Source organism: Rhizobium sp. Nf11,1 (genome assembly GCF_050587665.1).
Taxonomy (GTDB): Bacteria; Pseudomonadota; Alphaproteobacteria; order Rhizobiales; family Rhizobiaceae; genus Rhizobium.
This window is the reverse complement of the sequence record NZ_JBOBHU010000017.1, coordinates 93,120-112,363: the sequence shown is the minus strand read 5'-3', so window position 1 is coordinate 112,363 and position 19,244 is coordinate 93,120. Positions and strand designations below refer to the sequence as shown.

The following is a 19,244-nucleotide window of genomic DNA, read 5'->3' as shown; positions in this document are numbered from 1 at the left end:
CTGTTCCCCTATTAGCGAGGCGGCCCGAACCAGCTGTTCAAAGCGGCGTCGAGGCCATTCCGGGACCCCTCGCCCACCCATGCCACGTATCCGTCAGGCCGGATCAGCACCGCAGTCGGCGCCGCAACCGCCCCCAGCGCCGGTAACTCCCACGGCCCATCATAGCTCGCATCGACCAGAGGCACGCGGTCTGACCATGGCCCGGTGTCGAGGCTGCCGCGCGAGGCGAGGTTCAACAGCACCGGTCTCGCCTTTTGGAGAAGGTCAAAGACACGCAAGGGGCCGTCCGGCGCGGCCAGATCGAGATCAGGCATGCGGCGGCCGAGCAGCGGATGCCCCTCGCCGAAGTCGTATCGGATGCCAAGTCCGGACATTTCGACAGCGATCTTCTTGCGCGCCTCCTCCAGCCCAAGCAGTTCCAGCACGACCTCTCTGAGAGCCTCGGTGCGATCATCGGTCCGTTGCAGCGCGACCTGGGCCATCGTCGTGCGCAGCACGCGGGCGGCGACCGGATGGCGCTCCGCGTGATAGGTGTCGAGCAGGGCTTCGGGCGATATGCCCTTCACCACCTGGGTAAGCTTCCAGCCGAGATTGACGGCATCCTGCACACCGGTATTGAGGCCCTGCCCGCCGACCGGCGAATGCACATGCGCGGCATCACCCGCCAGCAGCGCCCTGCCTTTGCGGTAGACCTCCGCCTGGCGCGACATATCGGTGAACCTTGATATCCACTTCAGGCCGTGGATCCCATAATCGGTTCCGCAGGCGGCGATCAGCGCTTGTTTGAGATCGTCAAGCGTCGGCTCGCCTGTGCCCCCGGCAGTCTTTTCCGTGACCATGACATTGATCGGACCTTCGCTGGCGAAGACCACCTTGCCGTCGCGGATTTCATATTCCTCGCGGCCGAAGGCATGCATGCCGAGCGCCGTGCGATGGACGCCGAGCGGCGGCTCCTCCTTCATCTCGGCCTCGGCGAGAATATTGCTGGTCGTCGCGTCCCATCCCGGAAAGGCAATGCCCGCCAGCTTGCGAACCCGGCTGCGGCCGCCATCGCAGCCGACGAGATAGCCTGCGTGCAGCGACGTACCATCGGAGAGTTCGAGGGTGACGCCGGCCTCGTCCTGCTCGAAATCGGTCAGTTCGCGGCCGCGATAGATCGTCACCGGCAACTCGCCGACCCAGCCGGCGAGGATGCGCTCGATATGCTTCTGCCGCAGGGCCAGCCCATAATTGTGCCGCGTCGGGAAATCGCTGATATCGAGCCGCGTGACCGCAAAGCCAGTGACCTGGGCGATCTGGCCTTCCGCCAGGAACCGATCGACGATGCCGCGCTGGTCGAGAACCTCGAGCGTGCGCGAACTCAGACCGCCGGCACGCGAACCGACGATCTCCTGGTTCTCGCGCCGCTCGACGACGGCGACATCGACACCCGCCAGGGCCAGTTCACCCGCCAGCATCAGCCCCGTCGGCCCTCCTCCCGATATCACGACCGCATGTTCTTTCATCCGTGAACTCCTCTGTTCACACTTCCGAGCGCAAAATCCGCCATAGCGGGCCGATCCGGCGCGTTGACCTTCCCCGATTTCGTGATCCCGGTTCGGGTGCCGATTTCCCCTGTCGCAGGTTGTTCCCCCTATAAATATAAGCTCTCTAATGGTGGGAAGGACTTGCGACAGAATTTCTGCCTTGCTTCCAAAGCCCTGTTGGTTGCCGCTTGCGCGCTGTTTCGCGGTGGAGCGCGGGCGTTGAAACACGACCGGACCGGGTAGGCGCCGGATCCGACAGAGCGCCCATCTTTCACCATTCGTTCCGCAGGACGACCGATCAAAAAGCTGTTGTGACGCCTCTCACTGCGGCGCTGTCGCCTTCTGCGGGATGGTCTCAGTCGCTGGTCGCTCGGACGGATCGGCGGGATGGCCGTAGAGCGTGTAAACGGCGCCCGCCAGGATGCCGAGGACAAGAAGAGCGAGCACGTAGGACATCATTCCCCGGATCGCCGTTTTCGGTGTTCTGTCCATCAGGACCTCCAAGATAACACAGGGGTCAAAGTCGATGCGGGCGCTTTTGGTTCCAGAGTTTCGGACCACCCGTCTGCGCCTGCGCGGCGGGCGATTGAGATTGCCGATCTCGAATCTAAGTTGCAGCACTTGGAAATCCCTCGAATTCAGGGGAAGATCATCCCGCACTACCTCTGGGGGTTCTCATGGAAAATCACGAGCCGTTTCTGCGCGAGGCGATTGCGCTCTCGAAATCTGCGGTGGCAAACGGTGACGAACCGTTTGGCTCGGTCCTGGTCAAGGACGGCGAAGTCATCCTGCGCGCCGAAAACAGCGTCTTCACCGGCCACGATATGACAAACCACGCCGAGATGAATCTGGTCAAACTGGCGGCGCAACACTACGACCCTGCTTTTCTCGCCAACTGCACGCTCTACACCAGCACTGAGCCCTGTGCGATGTGCTCCGGGGCGATCTACTGGTCGGGGATCGGACGTATGGTGTTTGCGTGCTCCGAAACGCGGCTCGGCGAGATTGCCGGGATCGGGTTGAACGTACCCAGCCGGGCGGTGCTGCAGACCGGCGCGCGTGCCGTCACGGTGGTTGGCCCGACGAACCTCGAAGAGGAAGCCGCCGAAGTCCACCAGGAATTCTGGCCGAAGCATCTGGGCAAGGTTTAGGCCCGGGGTTCATTGATTTGCGCTGGAAGATGACGGCGGCTGCGATGCAGGTGGCCGAGGAGAAGGTGTGGGCGCATCTATCGCAGCGGTTAGCGATGCGCAGCCAGTCCTTGAGCTTCACGAATTCTCTCAGCAAAACAAATCACCCGTCACAGCCTCCTTTTGATGGCGTTCGTGGGCTCGATGCGCGAACTCAGCGGAGAACGAGTGAGACCCGCGCCGCCATAGTGCCGCCATAGAATTCGGCCCAATCATGATTGTAGAACAAGCGGATGCGAAGAATGAGATTGCTGGTTCTCCTTGCTGCGGCCCTGTTTCTGATAGCGGTGCAGGCGCAAGCCCAAGTTTACGCGCCGTATGACGGATACGATGAATACGGCGGCTATGGCTATGACGACCCTTACAGCCCCTATCCCCCTCCTCCCGACTACGAGCCAGAACCTGGCTTTCGGGAACCCTTTCAAGAACGTCGGGAGCCATCGACGCGCGTTGGAAGGGGAACCATCGTCATCGCCACGCGTGAGCACACCCTTATCTACACGACGTCAGAGGGTGAGCAGTTTGCCTACCCCATCGCCGTCGGCCGCGAAGGCAAACAATGGTACGGGACAACCCGCGTTGTGTCGAAACGCCTGCATCCCGAATGGCGGCCGACAGCCAGCATGCGCCAGAAGAACCCAAGGCTACCGGCGGTAGTGCAACCCGGGCCCGCAAATCCGCTTGGAACCCGCGCGATCTACCTTGCCGACGGACTTCTCCGCATCCACGGCACCAACGATCCCTCCTCCATCGGCACCAATGCATCAAGCGGGTGCTTTCGGATGTACCGCGAGGATGTCGAGGAGCTTTACGATATGGTGCAGCCGGGAACCCGCGTGATCGTCCAGCGGTGACGGAGCCTTCCCGAATTATCTCATCTGACGTGCGCTTAGGCTCGTCTCACTCCCGGCGACAACACAACCTGTACTATAGCGTACAATCTCGCGAGTGTGTCCTTGTTGCTACAGCCTTTTGTTGCGATATCGCTATACCCTCTGGTTGCAATCAATGCCATGGGGTACACAAATGAAGTTTACTATCGCCACCACCTTACTCGCACTTGTCGCCACGACCGCGTTCGCGGCCGATGTCGTTCAGGACGTTCCGACCGCGCCTGTTGCGGCGGCACCCGTCTTCACCTGGTCGGGTCCGTATTTCGGTATCGATGGCGGCGCGGGATGGCTCGACGGTGATTTCAGCGCCGGCGGCCTCAGCGCTTCTGAGGATTTTAACGGTGGTGTCTTCGGCGCATTTGCCGGTTACAACTTCCAGTTCGACAGCATCGTCGTCGGCATCGAGGGCAACCTGGAATACAACTGGAATGAAGAGGAGGCGCTGGGGGCAGACGTTGGAACCGATTGGGCGGGCGCTGTTCGCGGTCGTGTCGGTTATGCCTTTGACAAGGCACTCATCTACGGCGCAGCTGGTTGGACTGCCACACGCGGTTACGTCGACGTCCCGGGTTTCGACAAGGAAAAGGAAACCTTCAACGGCTACACCGTCGGCGCCGGCGTTGACTTTGCCTTTACCAACAACATCTTCGTTCGCGGCGAATATCGCTTCAACGACTTCGGCGAAAAAGATGTCCTGGGTGTTGATGTCGACCTCGACCAGCACGAACTGAAATTCGGCATCGGTGTGAAGTTCTAAAAACAGTCCCTCAGATCGTTAGCATCAGAGCCTCGCCGTGTTTCGGCGGGGCTTTTCAGTGACTCCGAACCAGGTCACGGTTCACGCGCGCCATATGGGGCTAGACTGTGTAGCAGTGAGCCGCGGCGGTCGGAAAACTCATTACCCTCAGTCGCACTGGCGCCGCTTCGCTTCCGTGTCGGCGCCTTCTCCGAGGGAGTCGTCGGCGCCGTAAATGGCGCCTTCGAGGAGATGCCGGACTATGCGTCCATGTGACCGATCCTGCGCGCGGAACCGATCATCGTCCTTCGGTTCTGCATTCAACGCATGACGCACAGCGCTAAAGAGCAGGATTACCAGCAACACCCAGAGCATCAGGAAGGACAGGCCAAAAAGCCGTTCGCTGAGGGTGGTCATATCCATCGCAGTCTCCGGGCTACAGAGCGATAATCGCCCCTGCATGATTTCAACCTCGGGGCGCAACCGTCACTTCCGGTAACCTAAATAAGCATTCACGCGCCATGCCCATCGGGGATTGATGGATCGCGCAGCGGTCGGAGTTCCCCTTTGCGATCGGCTCCTCAACGCATTAAACCGGGTTTTGTTGGAGCGGAAGCGGCGGCTTGAATCGACCCATTTCTGTCGATGAGCTAGTTCGTGGATTCCAGAAAGCTGCCGCTTAGCACAACAGAGCGATGCCAGCTTCGCTACCGGCGCTGTTCCGAGCCGGACAGCCCCTGAGGCGAGGCAGGTTTTCCGCTTACGGGGCTTATGCCGCACCTGGCCTTGGCAGCTTGCCACGCGCGTTGGACGAAACGGATTTCTGTGGCGATGGTTTCGCGGAACGGATCGGTTTGGTTGAAGTAGTCGCGGTCCAGACCGAGCTTTGCACCGTCTGCATCGCCCTTGTAATAGGTGCCGAACAAATGATCCCAGATCGGGAAATAATTGGCGAAATTCTTGTCGTGATGTTCCCGCACTCGGGAGTGATGGACGAAGTGGTCGCGTGGTGACTGGATCACGTATTTGCCAAACCAGCCATGCCAGGGAATGGCACTGTGCTTGACCAGACCAATGGCGTTAAAGGTGATGGTCACGACGGCGAACTCGGCCGTTGGCAGGCCAATAAGCAGCGCCGGAACGACCATAATGGCCATGTTTATGGCCTTCTCCAGCGGATGCTCCCGCGACGAAGTCAGCCCGTTGAACTCTTCGGCTGCGTGGTGAAATTCGTGCAGCCGCCATAGCACGGGCAGCCGGTGCATCAACCTATGCTGCCAATAGCTCAAGAAGTCTGTCAGCACTAGGAACAAGAGGACATGTGCCCAGCCTGGCAACCTCCGGCCAAGGTCCAGGTGGGGGGCATCCTGAGCCGCGCGGGTGATGGCATAGGACAGACCAAAAGATGCGAGCGCTGCAAATAGCGTAATCATTCCCGTCGCCTGAAGGACGAAATAGACGATGTCGGTGATTGTGGATTTGCTGCGTTCGAAGAAAACCCGACGGAACCCGGAATTGCCAAACCCCACATAAGTGAGTTCCACCGCGAAAACCGTCAGAACTAGGCCAATGGAAATGGCGAAACTGAGCGCCATTGCCTTACCATTCAGATAATAAGTATTGTAAAGAAAGCTTCCAAGCTTGTGCAGGCAGTATTCGACCAGCACCATGGCACTGCTCCAAACACGAACCCGTATAGCTTAGTCCTGACGATACGCTTTTGGCAGATTGCTCAAAGGACAATCGGGGCGTCCTTTTTATGTATACCAGTGGTCGAAGTGCAGTCCCGGGCATGCAGGAGGGTAGAGGAGCACTGCGGAAAAATTTCAACTGGCCGAAAGGCTCATAATAAAGAACTATCACGACGGGAACAAAAGGCTATGTACGGCTCGATGCGCGTTAGCATAGGGATGGAGGGTAATGATGCTGTGTGGGTCACGCTGGCACCTCGCTGAACTCATCGCCTGCGCCACGCTGACGGCCATCGACGGCGACACGCCAAGCGCGATGGGCAAAACATGCGATTGCTGGGGGGGAAGGCGTTCCATTCGTCAGCGGCATCGACACGCCGGAGATCGGGAGCCACGCAAAGTGTCTCAAGGAACGGAAGCTGGCGTTGATTGCCAAGGGGAAGGCTGAAAGAACTTTTGGCTAATTCACCGGCGCGGTGGACCGGACGCCATCGCACCGACCGCTCGTCAGCATCTATCGACCGAATGGAAAGAGATCGGAGCCAAGATGCTCCGGGAGGCATTCGCCCGGACATGGAGCCCCGCTCAACGAAACGATTGGTGTGATTAATCCACGAAATACTTCGTGTTTGCGATCCTGCTTGATCAGGCGCGCTTCAGCCCTACCCTTCGCTTGCCAGGGAAATGAGGCTGTCATGATCCCATCGCCAATAGCACAGGCGCAGAACGTGCTGAATGAAGCCGAAGTGGCCCTTTGCCAGCGGGTCTTCGATCACGTCGTATCGGTGAAGAAGATCACCTCGGACACTCAGCGCCAGGACCTAGCCTCTCGGATCATTCAGTCCTATCAGCACGGCGTGAAGGATGAGGACAGTTTGTTGAGCCTGCTTATCGATGTTCGATCGTAGAACCGGACCACCGACCCCACGCACCCATCAATCTTGCCGGTCTTTGATCGTCTGGCGACGGGAATCCCAGAAGCCGTTCGTACTCGGCTTCCGGAGCGCCGTAACAACCATCGGCAACATCGAGCAGAATCTGGCGGTCCATAATCTTGACGTTCCCTCGCGTCGACTTGATGGCGCGCATGCCCTCCAGGATATGCAGATGGTCGGTGACCCCGGATCGCCTCACGCCAAGCATCAACGCCAAAAACTCGTGAGTAACAGGCATATCGTCCACGAGAAGACGGTCATGGCACATAAGCAGCCATCTCGCGAGACGCTGGTGCATGTTGTATCGGCCCGCCGCCAATGCCGAGTAAGCCAGTTGCAGCTCCCGCGTGTGGACATAGCGGAGAAACATTAGACGAGTTGCTTCGTCGCGCAAAAGCCTCAGGAAGCGGCTGGCGGGCAGTTCTAGCCCGACCCCTGAAATCTGCATGAAAGCGCGGTTTGGCATCCGATCGACGCCGAGCACCACCGGATATCCGCTCATCCCCTCGTATCCAATCTGACCTACCTCGATGCCTATCCCGTTCGAAGCCGCGGCCACCATTGAAGCCAGGCCGCTCTCGATAAAACAAACGTGCTCAATGGGTTGATTAGGTTCAACTAACGACCGGCGGGCTGGAAGATCAACACGCTTCAGGTCTGATGCGATAAGATCAAAAGCCTCCTCTGGAAGCCTTCGCAGCAACTTGTTCCCGGTATCTTTCTGCACAATTTTTGTCACAGCGTCGCCTCCGTGTGACTGCGTTGGCATACGTCCTTTGCCGATTCAGGCCATTCGCCCTCCTAAACGCACGAGCGAGGAAATCGATACGGTTGTAATCCAAATTGCTAATATGCTCCACCCAGCGGAACCTGCATGTGAAAACTTGGTTTGGCGACAACTGCGGGGGATGCCAGCTGTGTAGCCAGGCCTGGAAAATGCCTCGTTCTCAGTCGCCAACCTGCAGGTGATTGCCAGACGCGGGAGCGGCTGGAGATGGGGAGTGCAGGCCGTTGTCGACCTACTATTTTCATATCAAACACGCTGATCACGTCGTGACTGATCCAGACGGTGAGACATTCCTGGACTTGGAAGCAGCAAGAGAAGAGGCCGGTGAAGCTCTCAGAGAGCTCGTTGGCAGGGCCATCTTATCCAATCAGAAAGAACTCCCGCAGGCGATCGAGATTCGGGACGCCCATGGTCAACTGGCTGCCGAAGTTCATATCGATGTGGCGATACCCCAGATCGCGCATCGAAACAGAGATCGATAGCGCCGCTATCCCAATTATTAGTTGATCTTCAAGGGAATACCGATTGCGTCTGGAACGGTTTTGCGCCGTCCGTCCGTTGCTATCTCGCCCGCGCCTCAGCCGCGTCAGATTCATCCGCGAGGCGGCGCTTGGCGGCGGCCTCGATCTAAGTCGATCGGCGGCCGAGGAAGCTCCCGTTTCATATTTGAGCGGCTGGTCAGGGCCAATAGGCAACGTCCTGATCGGCGCATTCCTCCGGGCTCAATTCATTCCCCAACTCGCGCCAGTAGATTGGAGCGATCTTGTCGCAGTAGGTCTTCGGGTCCAGCCCGAACGGCCTGGGGCCCGAGCGGCAGTGGAACCTTACGCGTTGAAAGAACCGTTCGCAGAATTCCTCTTTGGTCATGCAAATAAACTTCGCAGGGCCAAAGATCGTTTCAACTGAAGGTGCAGCAGCGCGGAACCTACCGGGCGGCCCCACACGCGCGATGTTCGGCACGGAGCATATTCCCGGCCTTGCCGATGAGACGCGCTGACGGCCCCGTGGGCGGCAAGGCGGAGTATGCGGGCGTCATTGAAACCGATGTCGGGGCGTTCGCAGCATTCCAATTTGTAACGGTGCCTGGCCTTTGGACCGACAGTTTTTCCCGGCCGCCGGAGCTATCCGCTTATGTTTCTTGGAGTTTTTTGGTGAGAGCGTCGGGGTTCGAACCCGAGACCTACTGATTAAAAGTAAATGGCGCGCTCCTATATTTCAAAGTCTTACATACGACAACGCTTTGTTTTAATTCAAATAAATATTTCAACATTGCGCAACATGTTCCACCGTATAACATAGGGTTTGCGCCCAAATTGCCCAAATTTCCTTGGAGTCATTGATGAAAAAGCAACTCACCGCGATCTCCGTCCCCACTTTGCCCGAAGGTGATTATCCCGATCCCAGGCTGCCCGGCCTTTCGCTTCGCGTCGGGAAGAAGCGCAAGACATGGACCCTGCGCTATCGCGTCGGCGAGAAATGGCGGCGCGACACCCTCGGGTATTACCTCGGGCTTAATCCGCCCGAGGGCAGCGATCACATGGGCCTAGCCGACGCCCGCGAAGCCGCCCGCAACCGCCTTGATCGCGTCGAGGCTGGGGTGCCGGCCGAGGAGAAGGCGGCGCATCCGAAACAGGCCGGCATGACGCTCGAACAGCTTTTCGACAAATACGAGAAGGCCCGCATGAAGAAGGCCGGGAAGGGCATGAAGACACTGCCAGAAGCGATGCGCGCCGTTCGGCGCATTCTGGCCGATTATCTCAAATTACCCGCTAAGGATTTCTCGAAAGGCGATCTCAGGAAGGTGCGTGATGAGGTGGCGAAGACGGCCCCGCAAATGAGCGACCGCTTCATGAGCTACCTCGGGACGATCATGAAATGGGCAGCGCAGGAAGATCACATCCCGATGAACTTCGTCCCGGATACGCTCAGGGTCGGACCCGGCCTCGTCAAGCGCAAACGGGTTTTGACGCCGGACGAAATGCGCGCCATCTGGGCCGCTTGTCCGCTCATGAAAAGCGATGAGGGCAAGGCGTACGGCCGCCTCGTCCGTTTCCTGCTTGTAATAGCGCAACGCATCTCCGAAGCAGCTGCGCTCAAGCACGGTGACATTATTGGCGGTAGGTGGAAACAGGGCGAGGAAGACAACAAGTCCGGTCGTGAACACCTGCTGAGATTGCCACAACTTGCTCTCGACCAGCTGGGCACCGGCAAAGCGGACCAGTTCTGCTTCCCCGGCAAAAACGGCAAGCTCGGCGGATTTTCGAAGTTCAAGGAGGAATTGGACGAACTGTCCGGCGTCCAGGGATGGCGTCATCACGATCTCAGGCGGACCGCGAGCACGAACATGCAGGAACTCAGCATCGAGCCGCACATTATCGACATGGTGCTCAATCACGCCATCAAGGGCGTCGGCGGGCACTACATGCATGCCAAGCTGACCGAGGCCAAAGGCGAGGCGCTGGAAAAATGGGCGGTCGACCTTGCGAAAATTCTGGGTGGACAAACAAGGAACGTGGTGTGATATGTTTATATATCTTGATCCGGCAAGCGAGCGCCACAGCGCTCATAACAACAAGGGCTCTTTGAAGTCCAGCGTGCGTACCGCAGCCAAATGCCTTTCGTTAGGCGGAACCTGGTCTGGTTAGAATTACGCGCTTTGTCCGTATCTTCCGCTAATGGAGCTAGGAGCTGCCATGCCGAAGACGCGCGCGCATACGGGCGATTCAAGCGTACCCGTGAACAAACATCCCGATACCGACCTCGAATACGAATTTTATTACTACGACGATTTGGTCCGCATGGGGATCATTCGGAACCGCACCGATCTGCACCGGAAAATCAAATATGAGGACTTTCCGCGCCCGGAGAAATCTAGCGACGCCATGCAGGCGCGTGCGCCCTATCGGAAAATCAAGGTCCACGCCTACGTTGATCGCCGTGCAGCAAAATGCGGAGGCGTCGCGTGAGTCATGGTCACATCAAAAGCGGCGAAGGCCGCACGTTGCAGCAGCGCGTGCGGCCCTTACTCGACAGTCTCACCACGGCAGCGGTTGGACGGCGAGAACACTACTCTCCCGGACCTTGAAGTTCAACGGCTCGCTCGCGCTCGCCGGGAACGGCTGCTTGAACACATCCGCACCTCGCGTGCCGCTTTTCAGCGGGAAATGCTGTCCCGACGCCGGCTACTGGCCGCGCTAGAACCGCCGCCCGTCGCCGATCCGCTCATCGCTGAGATCGAAGCGGCGTGGCAGAAGCTTTCAGCCGATTACCACCAATACCGGAGGGTGACCCCTCTTCGCGGCGGAAGGGGCTGGCGCTATGACGGCAGATGAATGGCCGCAGTTCCCGCCGGACGATCTTCCCGAGGCCCGGTCGCGAGACAGCGGCGCCGACAGCAAAGCCGGCTTCATGTTAAAGCCCGATGACCAACGCGGAGTCCACCCGCCGCCGCGAGAGGAAGACCAGCCGCTCGAACCGCTCGAAACCTTCTCGATCGCTGACTTCGCCGGAAAGCCTGTCCCCGAACAGGAATTCCTCGACGCACGACATATGTTTCCGGCCCGCAACGTCACGCTGCTACAGGGCGATGGCGGCACCGGCAAGTCGCTGGTCGCCATGCAGCTTTGCATGGCGGTCGTGAGCGGCAGCTCTTGGCTCGGAATCAGCGTCCGCCACGGCGGGGCGCTCTACCTGAGCGCCGAGGACGACAAGACACAAAACCATATCCGCGCTGCCGAGATTGCCCAGGCCGAGGGGCTCGATCTAGCCGGCATGTCCAGCTTCCGGATCGCATGCCTCGCGGGCAAGGACGCGACGCTGGCGACCGAGGACCGCAAGGGCCGGCTCTCCGTTACCTCGCTCTTCAAACGCCTCGAACTGACGCTCGCCAGCTTCCAGCCGCAGGTGAGCGTGCTTGACAACCTCGCCGACGTTTTCGGCGGCAACGAGATTTCACGGTCGCAGGCAAAACAGTTCATCGGCATGTTGCGCGGTCTCGCGATCCGCTTTGATTGCTACATCCTAGTTCTTGGCCACCCCTCGATTTCCGGGCTGAATAGCGGTTCGGGCACATCTGGCTCGACCGCATGGTCGAATTCCGTTCGGTCGCGGCTCTATTTGTACAGACCGGACGACGAGGGCGCGGATGAGAAAGCGCGTGTGCTTGAAATCATGAAGGCGAACTACGGTCCGCGCGGCAATCCGATTAACCTGAAGTGGGACATGGGCCGCTTCATCTGCACCGACAAGCCGCAACGGGCGGGATCGGACATCGGCAAGGCGGATCGCGCCGAGCGCGTGTTTATGAAGCTCATGGTGATTTTCCAGGAGCGCGGAATTGATGTGTCTGCCAACCCGAAAAGCGGCGGCAGCTACGCGCCGACCCTCTTTTTCACTGACGCCCGCGAGGGGCTGACCAAGCCGCAACTGGTCAAGGCGATGCATGGACTGATCGACAAACGCGCCATTTCGATTGTCGAAATTGGCCCGCCGAGCCGCGCAAAAAAGGTGCTGAAACTGACAGGAAAAGCCGATGCGTCAAAAAGTTAAGTCATTGATTTTGTTGGTGCTGCCACACACAAAATTGCTTGTGCGGCACTACCCCTTAAGTCGCTGTTTTTATTATGGAAACGCCGTGTGCTGCACACACCCTTATTACTACGTAATAAACCCCCGCCTCGCGGGCGGGGTTCAGTTACGTAACAGACGACAAAGCGGAGCTGCCGATGATCTGGCGAAAGAGGAGAGGAGAACGGCGATGAATTCTGACCGCATGATCGACCGAGCCATGGAAATGTCGAACGCCCGACTTCCGGTCGCCTATGAGCGCGCTACGCAGGCTATTGCGGAATGCGATCGCATCGATGAGTGCAAGTCCTGGTCCGACAAGGCCGCCGCGCTCGCATCCTACGCCCGGCAAGCCGATGACAAGACGCTCGAAAATTATGCGATGCGGATTCGGTCGCGGGCAATCAAGCGGGCGGGCGAGCTGCTGAAGGAGTTCCAGCCTGCTCACGGTGCAAATCAAAACATTACTGACGGCGCCGGCACTAAAGTTCCCACGAGAACTGACGCGGCCCGGCAAGCGGGAATGTCCGAGCGCCAGCAGGTTACAGCCGTCCGCGTTGCCAACGTGCCGACCGAAGAATTTGAGCGCCAAGTTGAAAGTGATGCCCCGCCGACGATCACCCAACTGGCGGAACAAGGAAAGAAGGCCGCGCCACCGCAACCGCCCAAGCCGGCCGGCTTCGCCGACGCCACCAAACTGATCGGCGAACTCGAAAGGCTCGCCGCCTTCCTGGAGGGCAAGGCGCCCGGATTCATCATCGGCGCGATGCGGCCTTTTGAGATCACAGACGCCCGCGCGAATGCCGCGACCGTAAGCCAGTGGCTTCAATCCTTCATTGATCAATCACGAGAGCACGACCATGCCACCGGAGCAGTGGGAAGCGATCATCGCTCGACAGATCGCCAGGATTGAGCGTGCCGTTGACCGCATCGAGGCGAAGCTCGACCGGGTGCTCGCTCAGGGCCGGCGCTTAGAGGATGTGATCCAGCCGTCCCCGGAAGCCGACGACGACTTCGCGCTCGGCAATCTGATCGAACTGCCGGTCGCAGCGCGGCGCTTCGAGACCGCAAAGGACACGTTGCGAAAATGGTGTCGCGAAGAGGGCTGCGGGGTGAAGCGCGGCTCCCGGTGGTTGGTATCAGTCCCACGTGTCCGGGCTCGTCTCGGCCGAAAGTGAGCCGTCGCGTTTGTCGCGTTTGAAGGGGTTTTCCCATCGCGTTTCGGCCTGCACCCTTGTGGTCAAAGCAGGAGTTTCGAAATGAGCGAACACGCGGCAACAATCATATCCCTCGTCAAAGCCCTCGCCGTCTGCGAGCGGACGGGCGAGTCGCCCTCCGACGTCGCTGACCGATTGCGCATGCCGGCACCAGCCGCTCGAATCCTTAAGGCGGCGGTCGGCGCCGGAGTTCTTGGCGATCCGCAGTGGGCCGGGCAACTGGCCGACATGCAAGCAGCTTCGTCCGCCTTCCTGCAAGCCTTGGGCGGCCGGTCAGCCTTCGCGGCTTTGTTGGATCAGGGAATTTTAACCCGCGCGCCGCTGCATTCGCGTGTCGGCAGCTACGCCGAGGCCGCCATCGGCGCCGTGAACGCGGAAGGCAAAGCAAGGTCTGTGGGCAAGATGAGTTTGAACGGCGATACGCTGACGGCCGAACAGGCCGATGCGGTGATCGTTCTGAGCCGCGAAATCCTCGAAAATTCTAGCGCTGCGTCTCAGGCGTTCACCTCCCGCCAGCTCCGCCGTGGAGTCGCTCGGGCGCTTGATGTCGGCTTCTTCGACCGGCTGGTCACCAGCAGCACACCGACCTTCACCTCCACTGGGGATCACGTCACAGACCTCAAGAACATGCTGGACGCGGTGAACACGGGCGAAGGCAGGCTCTGCTGGGTCGCAGCGCCCGACGTTGCGAACGGCATTTGCCTGTTGAATGACGGCCGAGGAACTGCCTCGCCGGAAGGGCTTTCGGAGTTCTTGAACCTCCCCTTTGCCGTCTCGCCCGGCCTGGACGCCGGGACCCTCATCCTCCTGGACGGCGACCGCATCCTCGCTGACATCGAGAGCCTCGGGATCGACACTTCACGCTTCGCCTCGTTGCAGATGAATGATGCGCCCACCATGGACGCCATCACGCCGACGGCAACGCCTGTTGTCAGCTTGTGGCAAACAAACTCGGTAGCCGTGAAAATCTCCGCCCTCTTCGGCGCCTCCGCCGGGACCGCCGACGCGATCGCCGTGATGACGGATGTTTCATGGCCGCCGGTAGTGTCGGGCTGATGGGAGGACAGGAAGATGTCTTTGACAGACGCGATGATGGAGCAATTCGGCGCAGCCGCGCTTGCTAAGCCGATGTCGAAAGCCGAAGTCTATGCTTTGCTGGATGCGCTGAAGTCCGTTCTGCTTGAACATCAGGCGCGCCTCACGGCGCTGGAAAGCCACGGCGTAAAATATGCTGGCGTCTATCAGAAGGCACTCGGTTATCGTCGGGGCACGGTTTGCACGCACGCTGGCAGCATGTGGATTGCGCTCGCGGACACGCCAGAGGGCGTCGCACCGGGAAGCAATGGAGCGTTCTGGCAGCTTGCCGAAAAAGGCAGGCCGACAAGGCGCGTGAAGGCAAAGGAGAGAGAGCAGTGATATCCTTCGAAGAAGCCATGGCGCGGACCTCCGCATCGCTCGACAGGCAGATCGAGAAGGCGATCGAGGATAACGAACTGTTCCTGGCCGACAAGGGGGCGACCAGCGACGAGATCGCCGCTCACGTTGCGATATGCCGGGAAGAAGCGACTGCGTGGAAGGCTGAAGTCCTTGCTGAAATCGCCCGTGGCCTGAGGGATTGGGACGCGCCGACTGGCAAGCTGCAATGAAGCCGCAGCGGCACGGGGCAAAATGGGCGCATGCGCCCTGTCCCTCAATCGATCGTCGTCGGCGAATCTACCCTAGCCGGGGGGTGGCCAAAGCCAAATCGGCCGGCGCCAGAAGACCCGCGTGCAATCTCATCCGTAGATTTTTTTCTCGCCGGCAGAATATCGCCTCATAGGTTTTTCCCTACTGCCATGGAAACCTCGGAAAACCCCAAACGCATAGGCGGCCGACCGCCGCATCTCCCTACCCCAATGACCCGGCGGCTGGTTGCTGTTCTCGCTGGCGAGGGCGTTTCGCAGGCCGATATCTGTCGCATCGTCGATCTCAGTCTAAAGACGCTTCGACGTCACTATCGCCAGGAGCTGGATGTCGGCGCGGCGCGACTCGAAGCGGCGCTTGCTCTGCACCTATACCGGCTCGCAAACGGCAAGGGCGCGATCGCTCTCCGGGCGGCCATCTTCTTGCTTCAATCCCGCTTCGGTTGGTCGCGATATCTGCCGCCTCGATGACAGGATTTAGGACGGCTCCATACGGAGAGGGATTTGCGAAATGTGAATTTTTGATCCAGCATCATCTATGCCGGCTTTCTCCATAGCCTCTTGAACTGCTTCTGCGACGACGTACGGATAGTTTGTGGGGCCTATTATCACCTGCCGCACGAGATTTGGGACCGTGATGCCTTTATCTGCGAAGGGGCCATCTGCCTGAAGGCTTAGCTTCGTAACTAGCTGCGGGATACCACGAATCGTTGCCAACTCGTAACGAAGGCCATCTGTCGGATCAACATATCGGGTATGCATCACCCGCCACTCCTCCTCCTCGCGGAAGCCATGATGCTTGGATGCTGTCGCGATCTTTCGAAGGAGCGTGCCGAAGTACCATCCGATTGTGTACCGTGGCTGCTCCGCAATAAGCGATAGAGATTGTTCCACGGCGACTGATGCCTTGAATAGCTTCTGCTGGAGTTCGTGTTCCGTCGCATAGCTTACGGGCACACTAAAAAAGCTGGGGTCTTCGACCATTTGCGTGAATGGTTCGGGGTTAAGGACCAAGGCGACGCCTGCATAATTGCCGGTATATGCTCTCCACATCGAGAGACGGCCGTTCTCTTCCTTCTCAGGATAGTGCACTGACAGGCAGGTCACGTAAGTTCGGTGCACCAGGTTCCACAAATTGTTCCTGAAAATCCCATAGACCTCATCGGAAAGCCCCGGATGGGCCCGGTCAAGAAGATTCCCGAGGCGGCGAAGCGCCGGTTCAACTTCCGAGTTAGATGATCCTGGCTCGATCGCCCTTTCAATCAGCGAGACTCCATACTGGACCTCCGCCACGTCGTTCATGACGCGCGTGTTTCTAAGCCAGACTTCGCCCTTGAGGATGTTCAGAGCGTTCTCGGCCGTTGTGTAATGAACCAACGTCCGGTCGGTGAAAAATTTCTTTCTAAGGTCGTCTGTCTCGTCGCCAAAGAACATTAAATCGAGTTGCGATAGGGGGTCCATGTTCTTCCTCAAAAAGATCGGCACGCAAGTGTCCATCGTCGGCGCCGGTGGTGAGCCCGCTCATAATGTCGACTCTATCAACCAAAACTGCCATTCGGCTATGCCCACGCAAAGGGGACGGGTCGGCTAAGTCTCCATGTTGACGCAGTGCTACACAGAATAATCAGGTCGGCGGAGATCAACCGGACTTCATGAACGTCCTTGCGGGAGAGACGGATATCGGTTGTGGTGAAAATGCTGTTCTCATCGGGAACGGCTTTTCGCCGCTGGCCGTCTTTTTGCAATCTCGCCCCGTTCTTGCGCCGCGTCATACTCGTCGGCCAGCATTCGCTTTGCTAGTCGATCGGGAACCGAGAGGGATATCGTTCCCATCTGGAACGGTTTCGGGCCTCCCGTCTGCGGCTCCTCATATGAGCGGCCGGTCAGGGCCAATAAGCAGCGTCCTGATCGGCGCATTCTTCGGGGCTCAGTTCATTCCCCATCTCATGCCAATAGATTGGAGCTATCTTGTCGGAGTAGGTCCTGGGGTCCAGCCCAAAGGGTCTTCGGCCCGTGCGGCAATGGAACGTTACGCGTTGAAAGAACCGTTCGCAGAATTCCTCTTTGGTCATGCGAAATAAACTTCGCCGACTGAAGATCGTTCAACTGAACGTACAGCAGCGGACATCGACAAACGGGCGGCAAAGCGTGGAAACAGTTGGGTATTCGAAACCCCATCAAACGGGCGGGTGAGCTGGTGAAGGAGTTCGATGACAGAGGGCGACCGGCCAAAAATAGTGTCGATGCCGTCACTAATATTTCGCAGCGCGAGGCCGCCCAAGCCGCCGGCATGTCTGAACGGCAGAAGGTCACCGCCATCCGCGTCGCCAACGTTCCGACCGAAGATTTTGAGCGACAGGTCGAAAGCGAGAAGCCGCCGACAGTTACGCAATTGGCGGAGCGGACTTCTTCAGATTTGAAAAAGTCGGACGTGCCGGCAGCGACCCGGAAAAGTGGAGAGCAGGATCAAGTTTCTCAGGGAAACTTGATGATGTTTCCGCATCGATCTCGGTGACACTTCCCAACAGAGTAGCGAAGTCGGCGCCGATCAGTCCGGCGCCTACTGATCGATCCAGAATGGCGAGAGTGGTCCGATCGCGAGATCGCCCGGCGATGTCGGGTTGGCGCCCCCCTCGTCGGGAAGCTGCGCGCCGACATGAATACTGTAACAAATTACAGTATGAACCGGACCTTCATCCACCCGAAGACCGGCGAACCGACGATCATGGCCACGGCTGGCATTAACGCCGGCCGTCACTGGAAACGTTGCCAGTAAACCGGAGGCAGAGGCGCCAAGCTAACATGGCGCCAAAGGGGGCGTGGAAAAAAGCCACCCCGGGACCGGGCGGGCTTTTCAAGAGCCGGAGGGGAAGCGCGACAGACCTATCAGGGAATCCTGATAAGTTAAGCCGCCATGAGACAAACTCCCTCTCTCAGGCCCGGCGAGAAATCCCCAACTGAATTGGGGTTTTCAAGTGAAATGTTTGCAGAGCTTGCAAACATTTCCTCCTCACGCCGCGCTCCTCCTCAGCGCCGCCAGCAAGACGTCCCGACGCGCAATGTTAGGCACGGAGCATATTCCCCCGGACTTGCCGACGAAGCGCGCTGGCGGCCCCGTGAGAGGCAAGGCGGGGCATCAACGGCGCGTGGACAGGTTCCAGAATTCGCAGAGCAGATCGAGGTATTCACGGAGATCACGGGCGGCTTTGAGCTTGCCCCTCTTGCTGGCACCTGGGCCGACGATCTCACCGAGGGAGCAGCCCTCCCCACATATCCGGGACACCAGCCAGTAGCCCTTCTCGCCGAGCAGAGGTCGGACGCGACGAAGCTCCTCCGCCGCCTGCATCTGCCGGTGACCGATCGGGTCCGCATGACCGCCGCCATCTACCGGCTCCCGGCCGTAGTCGATGGCCCGCGTGCTCCGGCACATCGCTTCCCACAAGGCGCGGAACCTCGTCGCTGCGGCGAGCTGAGCGGCATCAATCCGGCCGCGCGAGGCTAACATCGCGATGGCGCTTTCCCGGATGTTGACGATCGCCGGAATGGTTCGGGGGTTACCCGCCTCACCGTCATGCGCAGAACTGTAATAGGGATTCGCGATGGTCACCGCCCGCAGGGAGCGATGCGGATCGGAGGACGGCGTTCTTTTCGACGGCGTGGGCATGCGGAAGAGAATGCCACGATTTGGGCACAGCCGGAAACAAGGCTTGCGCCCAAAAGTGCGCCCAAATTCGAAAGCCGCCTTTTCCGGCGCTTCTATGTTACGACTTAAGGCTCTGCTTTTCTTGATATATTTTGGTGAGAGCGTCGGGGTTCGAACCCGAGACCTACTGATTAAAAGTCAGTTGCTCTACCGGCTGAGCTACGCTCTCCCTCTCCGCGGGTGTGACGCACCCCGGCTGGAAGTGGGCGGAACATAGGCAGGTGACCGATTGCGGTCAACCGAAAAATTCGGCTTTTTGCAAAGGTAGGGCACATTTCTCTGGCGCGCAAAGGCAGATTTCTCGCCCACGCAAAAAGG

General features: G+C 59.1%; 21 protein-coding genes and 1 tRNA gene. 14 read left to right on the top strand and 8 right to left on the bottom strand.

Translation table 11 applies throughout. The annotated features are described in order from the left end of the window. Window positions 1-11 precede the first annotated feature (11 nt). Together ACQ7C1_RS23100 and ACQ7C1_RS23095 are read right to left on the bottom strand one after the other, a co-directional pair. Window positions 12-1,505 (bottom strand): FAD-dependent monooxygenase, encoded by a 1,494-nt coding sequence (locus ACQ7C1_RS23100; protein WP_430959923.1) that lies wholly within the window; start codon window positions 1,503-1,505, stop codon window positions 12-14. Between the two features lie 342 nt (window positions 1,506-1,847). Continuing rightward, window positions 1,848-2,018, bottom strand: coding sequence for a hypothetical protein (locus ACQ7C1_RS23095; protein ID WP_183703149.1), 171 nt, complete (start codon window positions 2,016-2,018; stop codon window positions 1,848-1,850). Window positions 2,019-2,203: 185 nt separating this feature from the next. Between ACQ7C1_RS23095 and ACQ7C1_RS23090 the strand changes: the two genes are divergently transcribed. From ACQ7C1_RS23090 to ACQ7C1_RS23080, 3 genes are all read left to right on the top strand, one after another. Then, window positions 2,204-2,677 (top strand): nucleoside deaminase, encoded by a 474-nt coding sequence (locus ACQ7C1_RS23090; RefSeq protein WP_430959922.1) that lies wholly within the window; start codon window positions 2,204-2,206, stop codon window positions 2,675-2,677. 281 nt (window positions 2,678-2,958) lie between these two features. After that, window positions 2,959-3,570, top strand: a complete 612-nt coding sequence (locus ACQ7C1_RS23085; protein ID WP_430959921.1) for a L,D-transpeptidase — start codon at window positions 2,959-2,961, stop codon at window positions 3,568-3,570. A gap of 172 nt (window positions 3,571-3,742) precedes the next feature. Beyond that, on the top strand, window positions 3,743-4,366 hold the full coding sequence (locus ACQ7C1_RS23080; protein ID WP_430959920.1) for an outer membrane protein: 624 nt from the start codon (window positions 3,743-3,745) through the stop codon (window positions 4,364-4,366). A gap of 147 nt (window positions 4,367-4,513) precedes the next feature. On the opposite strand, the gene ACQ7C1_RS23075 is transcribed toward ACQ7C1_RS23080, so the two are convergent. Both ACQ7C1_RS23075 and ACQ7C1_RS23070 read right to left on the bottom strand, forming a co-directional pair. Beyond that, entirely contained in the window at window positions 4,514-4,768 is a 255-nt protein-coding gene (locus ACQ7C1_RS23075; protein WP_430959919.1) for a hypothetical protein, read from the bottom strand. Window positions 4,769-5,052: 284 nt separating this feature from the next. Continuing rightward, on the bottom strand, window positions 5,053-6,015 hold the full coding sequence (locus tag ACQ7C1_RS23070) for a sterol desaturase family protein (RefSeq protein ID WP_430959918.1): 963 nt from the start codon (window positions 6,013-6,015) through the stop codon (window positions 5,053-5,055). A gap of 716 nt (window positions 6,016-6,731) precedes the next feature. On the opposite strand from ACQ7C1_RS23070, the gene ACQ7C1_RS23065 reads away from it, so the two are divergent. Then, window positions 6,732-6,944, top strand: coding sequence for a hypothetical protein (locus tag ACQ7C1_RS23065; protein ID WP_430959917.1), 213 nt, complete (start codon window positions 6,732-6,734; stop codon window positions 6,942-6,944). On the opposite strand, the gene ACQ7C1_RS23060 is transcribed toward ACQ7C1_RS23065, so the two are convergent. Continuing rightward, a complete protein-coding gene (locus tag ACQ7C1_RS23060) occupies window positions 6,925-7,710 on the bottom strand; it encodes a Crp/Fnr family transcriptional regulator (protein WP_430959916.1) in 786 nt (261 codons plus the stop codon). The genes ACQ7C1_RS23065 and ACQ7C1_RS23060 overlap by 20 nt on opposite strands. Before the next feature lie 272 nt (window positions 7,711-7,982). Between ACQ7C1_RS23060 and ACQ7C1_RS23055 the strand changes: the two genes are divergently transcribed. The 9 genes from ACQ7C1_RS23055 (at window position 7,983) to ACQ7C1_RS23015 (ending at window position 15,187) form a co-directional block, all read left to right on the top strand. After that, window positions 7,983-8,240, top strand: a complete 258-nt coding sequence (locus ACQ7C1_RS23055) for a DUF6894 family protein (protein ID WP_221113329.1) — start codon at window positions 7,983-7,985, stop codon at window positions 8,238-8,240. An 857-nt stretch (window positions 8,241-9,097) separates the two neighbouring features. Then, on the top strand, window positions 9,098-10,279 hold the full coding sequence (locus ACQ7C1_RS23050) for a tyrosine-type recombinase/integrase (RefSeq protein ID WP_430959915.1): 1,182 nt from the start codon (window positions 9,098-9,100) through the stop codon (window positions 10,277-10,279). Between the two features lie 172 nt (window positions 10,280-10,451). Continuing rightward, window positions 10,452-10,724 carry a hypothetical protein gene (locus tag ACQ7C1_RS23045; RefSeq protein ID WP_430959914.1) on the top strand — a complete coding sequence of 91 codons (273 nt, stop codon included), beginning with the start codon at window positions 10,452-10,454 and terminating at the stop codon, window positions 10,722-10,724. Between the two features lie 352 nt (window positions 10,725-11,076). Continuing rightward, window positions 11,077-12,306 (top strand): AAA family ATPase, encoded by a 1,230-nt coding sequence (locus ACQ7C1_RS23040; protein ID WP_430959913.1) that lies wholly within the window; start codon window positions 11,077-11,079, stop codon window positions 12,304-12,306. Continuing rightward, window positions 12,290-13,237 (top strand): hypothetical protein, encoded by a 948-nt coding sequence (locus tag ACQ7C1_RS23035; RefSeq protein WP_430959912.1) that lies wholly within the window; start codon window positions 12,290-12,292, stop codon window positions 13,235-13,237. The genes ACQ7C1_RS23040 and ACQ7C1_RS23035 overlap by 17 nt, the downstream gene beginning before the upstream one ends. Then, window positions 13,185-13,502: a hypothetical protein gene (locus tag ACQ7C1_RS23030; RefSeq protein WP_430959911.1), complete on the top strand. Its 318-nt coding sequence runs from the start codon at window positions 13,185-13,187 to the stop codon at window positions 13,500-13,502. The genes ACQ7C1_RS23035 and ACQ7C1_RS23030 overlap by 53 nt, the downstream gene beginning before the upstream one ends. Before the next feature lie 81 nt (window positions 13,503-13,583). Continuing rightward, window positions 13,584-14,597, top strand: a complete 1,014-nt coding sequence (locus tag ACQ7C1_RS23025; protein ID WP_430959910.1) for a phage major capsid protein — start codon at window positions 13,584-13,586, stop codon at window positions 14,595-14,597. A 15-nt stretch (window positions 14,598-14,612) separates the two neighbouring features. Then, on the top strand, window positions 14,613-14,957 hold the full coding sequence (locus ACQ7C1_RS23020) for a transposase (protein WP_430959909.1): 345 nt from the start codon (window positions 14,613-14,615) through the stop codon (window positions 14,955-14,957). Next, a complete protein-coding gene (locus tag ACQ7C1_RS23015; RefSeq protein ID WP_430959908.1) occupies window positions 14,954-15,187 on the top strand; it encodes a hypothetical protein in 234 nt (77 codons plus the stop codon). Before ACQ7C1_RS23020 ends, ACQ7C1_RS23015 begins: the two co-directional genes overlap by 4 nt. 513 nt (window positions 15,188-15,700) lie before the next feature. Here the strand turns inward: ACQ7C1_RS23015 and ACQ7C1_RS23010 are convergent. Beyond that, complete coding sequence (locus ACQ7C1_RS23010) at window positions 15,701-16,708, bottom strand: DUF2971 domain-containing protein (RefSeq protein ID WP_430959907.1); 1,008 nt, start codon at window positions 16,706-16,708, stop codon at window positions 15,701-15,703. Window positions 16,709-17,381: 673 nt separating this feature from the next. Here ACQ7C1_RS23010 and ACQ7C1_RS23005 point away from each other — a divergent pair. Then, on the top strand, window positions 17,382-17,738 hold the full coding sequence (locus ACQ7C1_RS23005) for a hypothetical protein (protein ID WP_430959906.1): 357 nt from the start codon (window positions 17,382-17,384) through the stop codon (window positions 17,736-17,738). A 621-nt stretch (window positions 17,739-18,359) separates the two neighbouring features. Here the strand turns inward: ACQ7C1_RS23005 and ACQ7C1_RS23000 are convergent. Both ACQ7C1_RS23000 and ACQ7C1_RS22995 read right to left on the bottom strand, forming a co-directional pair. Then, window positions 18,360-18,887, bottom strand: a complete 528-nt coding sequence (locus tag ACQ7C1_RS23000; protein ID WP_430959905.1) for a hypothetical protein — start codon at window positions 18,885-18,887, stop codon at window positions 18,360-18,362. A gap of 132 nt (window positions 18,888-19,019) precedes the next feature. Beyond that, a tRNA-Lys gene (locus tag ACQ7C1_RS22995) sits at window positions 19,020-19,095 on the bottom strand. Between the last annotated feature and the right edge of the window lie 149 nt (window positions 19,096-19,244).

Excerpts from the sequence above, each read along its gene's own strand:
- ACQ7C1_RS23100 (WP_430959923.1), bottom strand. The coding sequence starts at position 1,505 with ATGAAAGAACATGCGGTCGTGATATCGGGAGGAGGGCCGACGGGGCTG.
- ACQ7C1_RS23095 (WP_183703149.1), bottom strand. The coding sequence starts at position 2,018 with ATGGACAGAACACCGAAAACGGCGATCCGGGGAATGATGTCCTACGTG.
- ACQ7C1_RS23090 (WP_430959922.1), top strand. The coding sequence starts at position 2,204 with ATGGAAAATCACGAGCCGTTTCTGCGCGAGGCGATTGCGCTCTCGAAA.
- ACQ7C1_RS23085 (WP_430959921.1), top strand. The coding sequence starts at position 2,959 with ATGAGATTGCTGGTTCTCCTTGCTGCGGCCCTGTTTCTGATAGCGGTG.
- ACQ7C1_RS23080 (WP_430959920.1), top strand. The coding sequence starts at position 3,743 with ATGAAGTTTACTATCGCCACCACCTTACTCGCACTTGTCGCCACGACC.
- ACQ7C1_RS23075 (WP_430959919.1), bottom strand. The coding sequence starts at position 4,768 with ATGGATATGACCACCCTCAGCGAACGGCTTTTTGGCCTGTCCTTCCTG.
- ACQ7C1_RS23070 (WP_430959918.1), bottom strand. The coding sequence starts at position 6,015 with ATGGTGCTGGTCGAATACTGCCTGCACAAGCTTGGAAGCTTTCTTTAC.
- ACQ7C1_RS23065 (WP_430959917.1), top strand. The coding sequence starts at position 6,732 with ATGATCCCATCGCCAATAGCACAGGCGCAGAACGTGCTGAATGAAGCC.
- ACQ7C1_RS23050 (WP_430959915.1), top strand. The coding sequence starts at position 9,098 with ATGAAAAAGCAACTCACCGCGATCTCCGTCCCCACTTTGCCCGAAGGT.
- ACQ7C1_RS23045 (WP_430959914.1), top strand. The coding sequence starts at position 10,452 with ATGCCGAAGACGCGCGCGCATACGGGCGATTCAAGCGTACCCGTGAAC.
- ACQ7C1_RS23040 (WP_430959913.1), top strand. The coding sequence starts at position 11,077 with ATGACGGCAGATGAATGGCCGCAGTTCCCGCCGGACGATCTTCCCGAG.
- ACQ7C1_RS23035 (WP_430959912.1), top strand. The coding sequence starts at position 12,290 with ATGCGTCAAAAAGTTAAGTCATTGATTTTGTTGGTGCTGCCACACACA.
- ACQ7C1_RS23030 (WP_430959911.1), top strand. The coding sequence starts at position 13,185 with ATGCCACCGGAGCAGTGGGAAGCGATCATCGCTCGACAGATCGCCAGG.
- ACQ7C1_RS23025 (WP_430959910.1), top strand. The coding sequence starts at position 13,584 with ATGAGCGAACACGCGGCAACAATCATATCCCTCGTCAAAGCCCTCGCC.
- ACQ7C1_RS23020 (WP_430959909.1), top strand. The coding sequence starts at position 14,613 with ATGTCTTTGACAGACGCGATGATGGAGCAATTCGGCGCAGCCGCGCTT.
- ACQ7C1_RS23000 (WP_430959905.1), bottom strand. The coding sequence starts at position 18,887 with ATGCCCACGCCGTCGAAAAGAACGCCGTCCTCCGATCCGCATCGCTCC.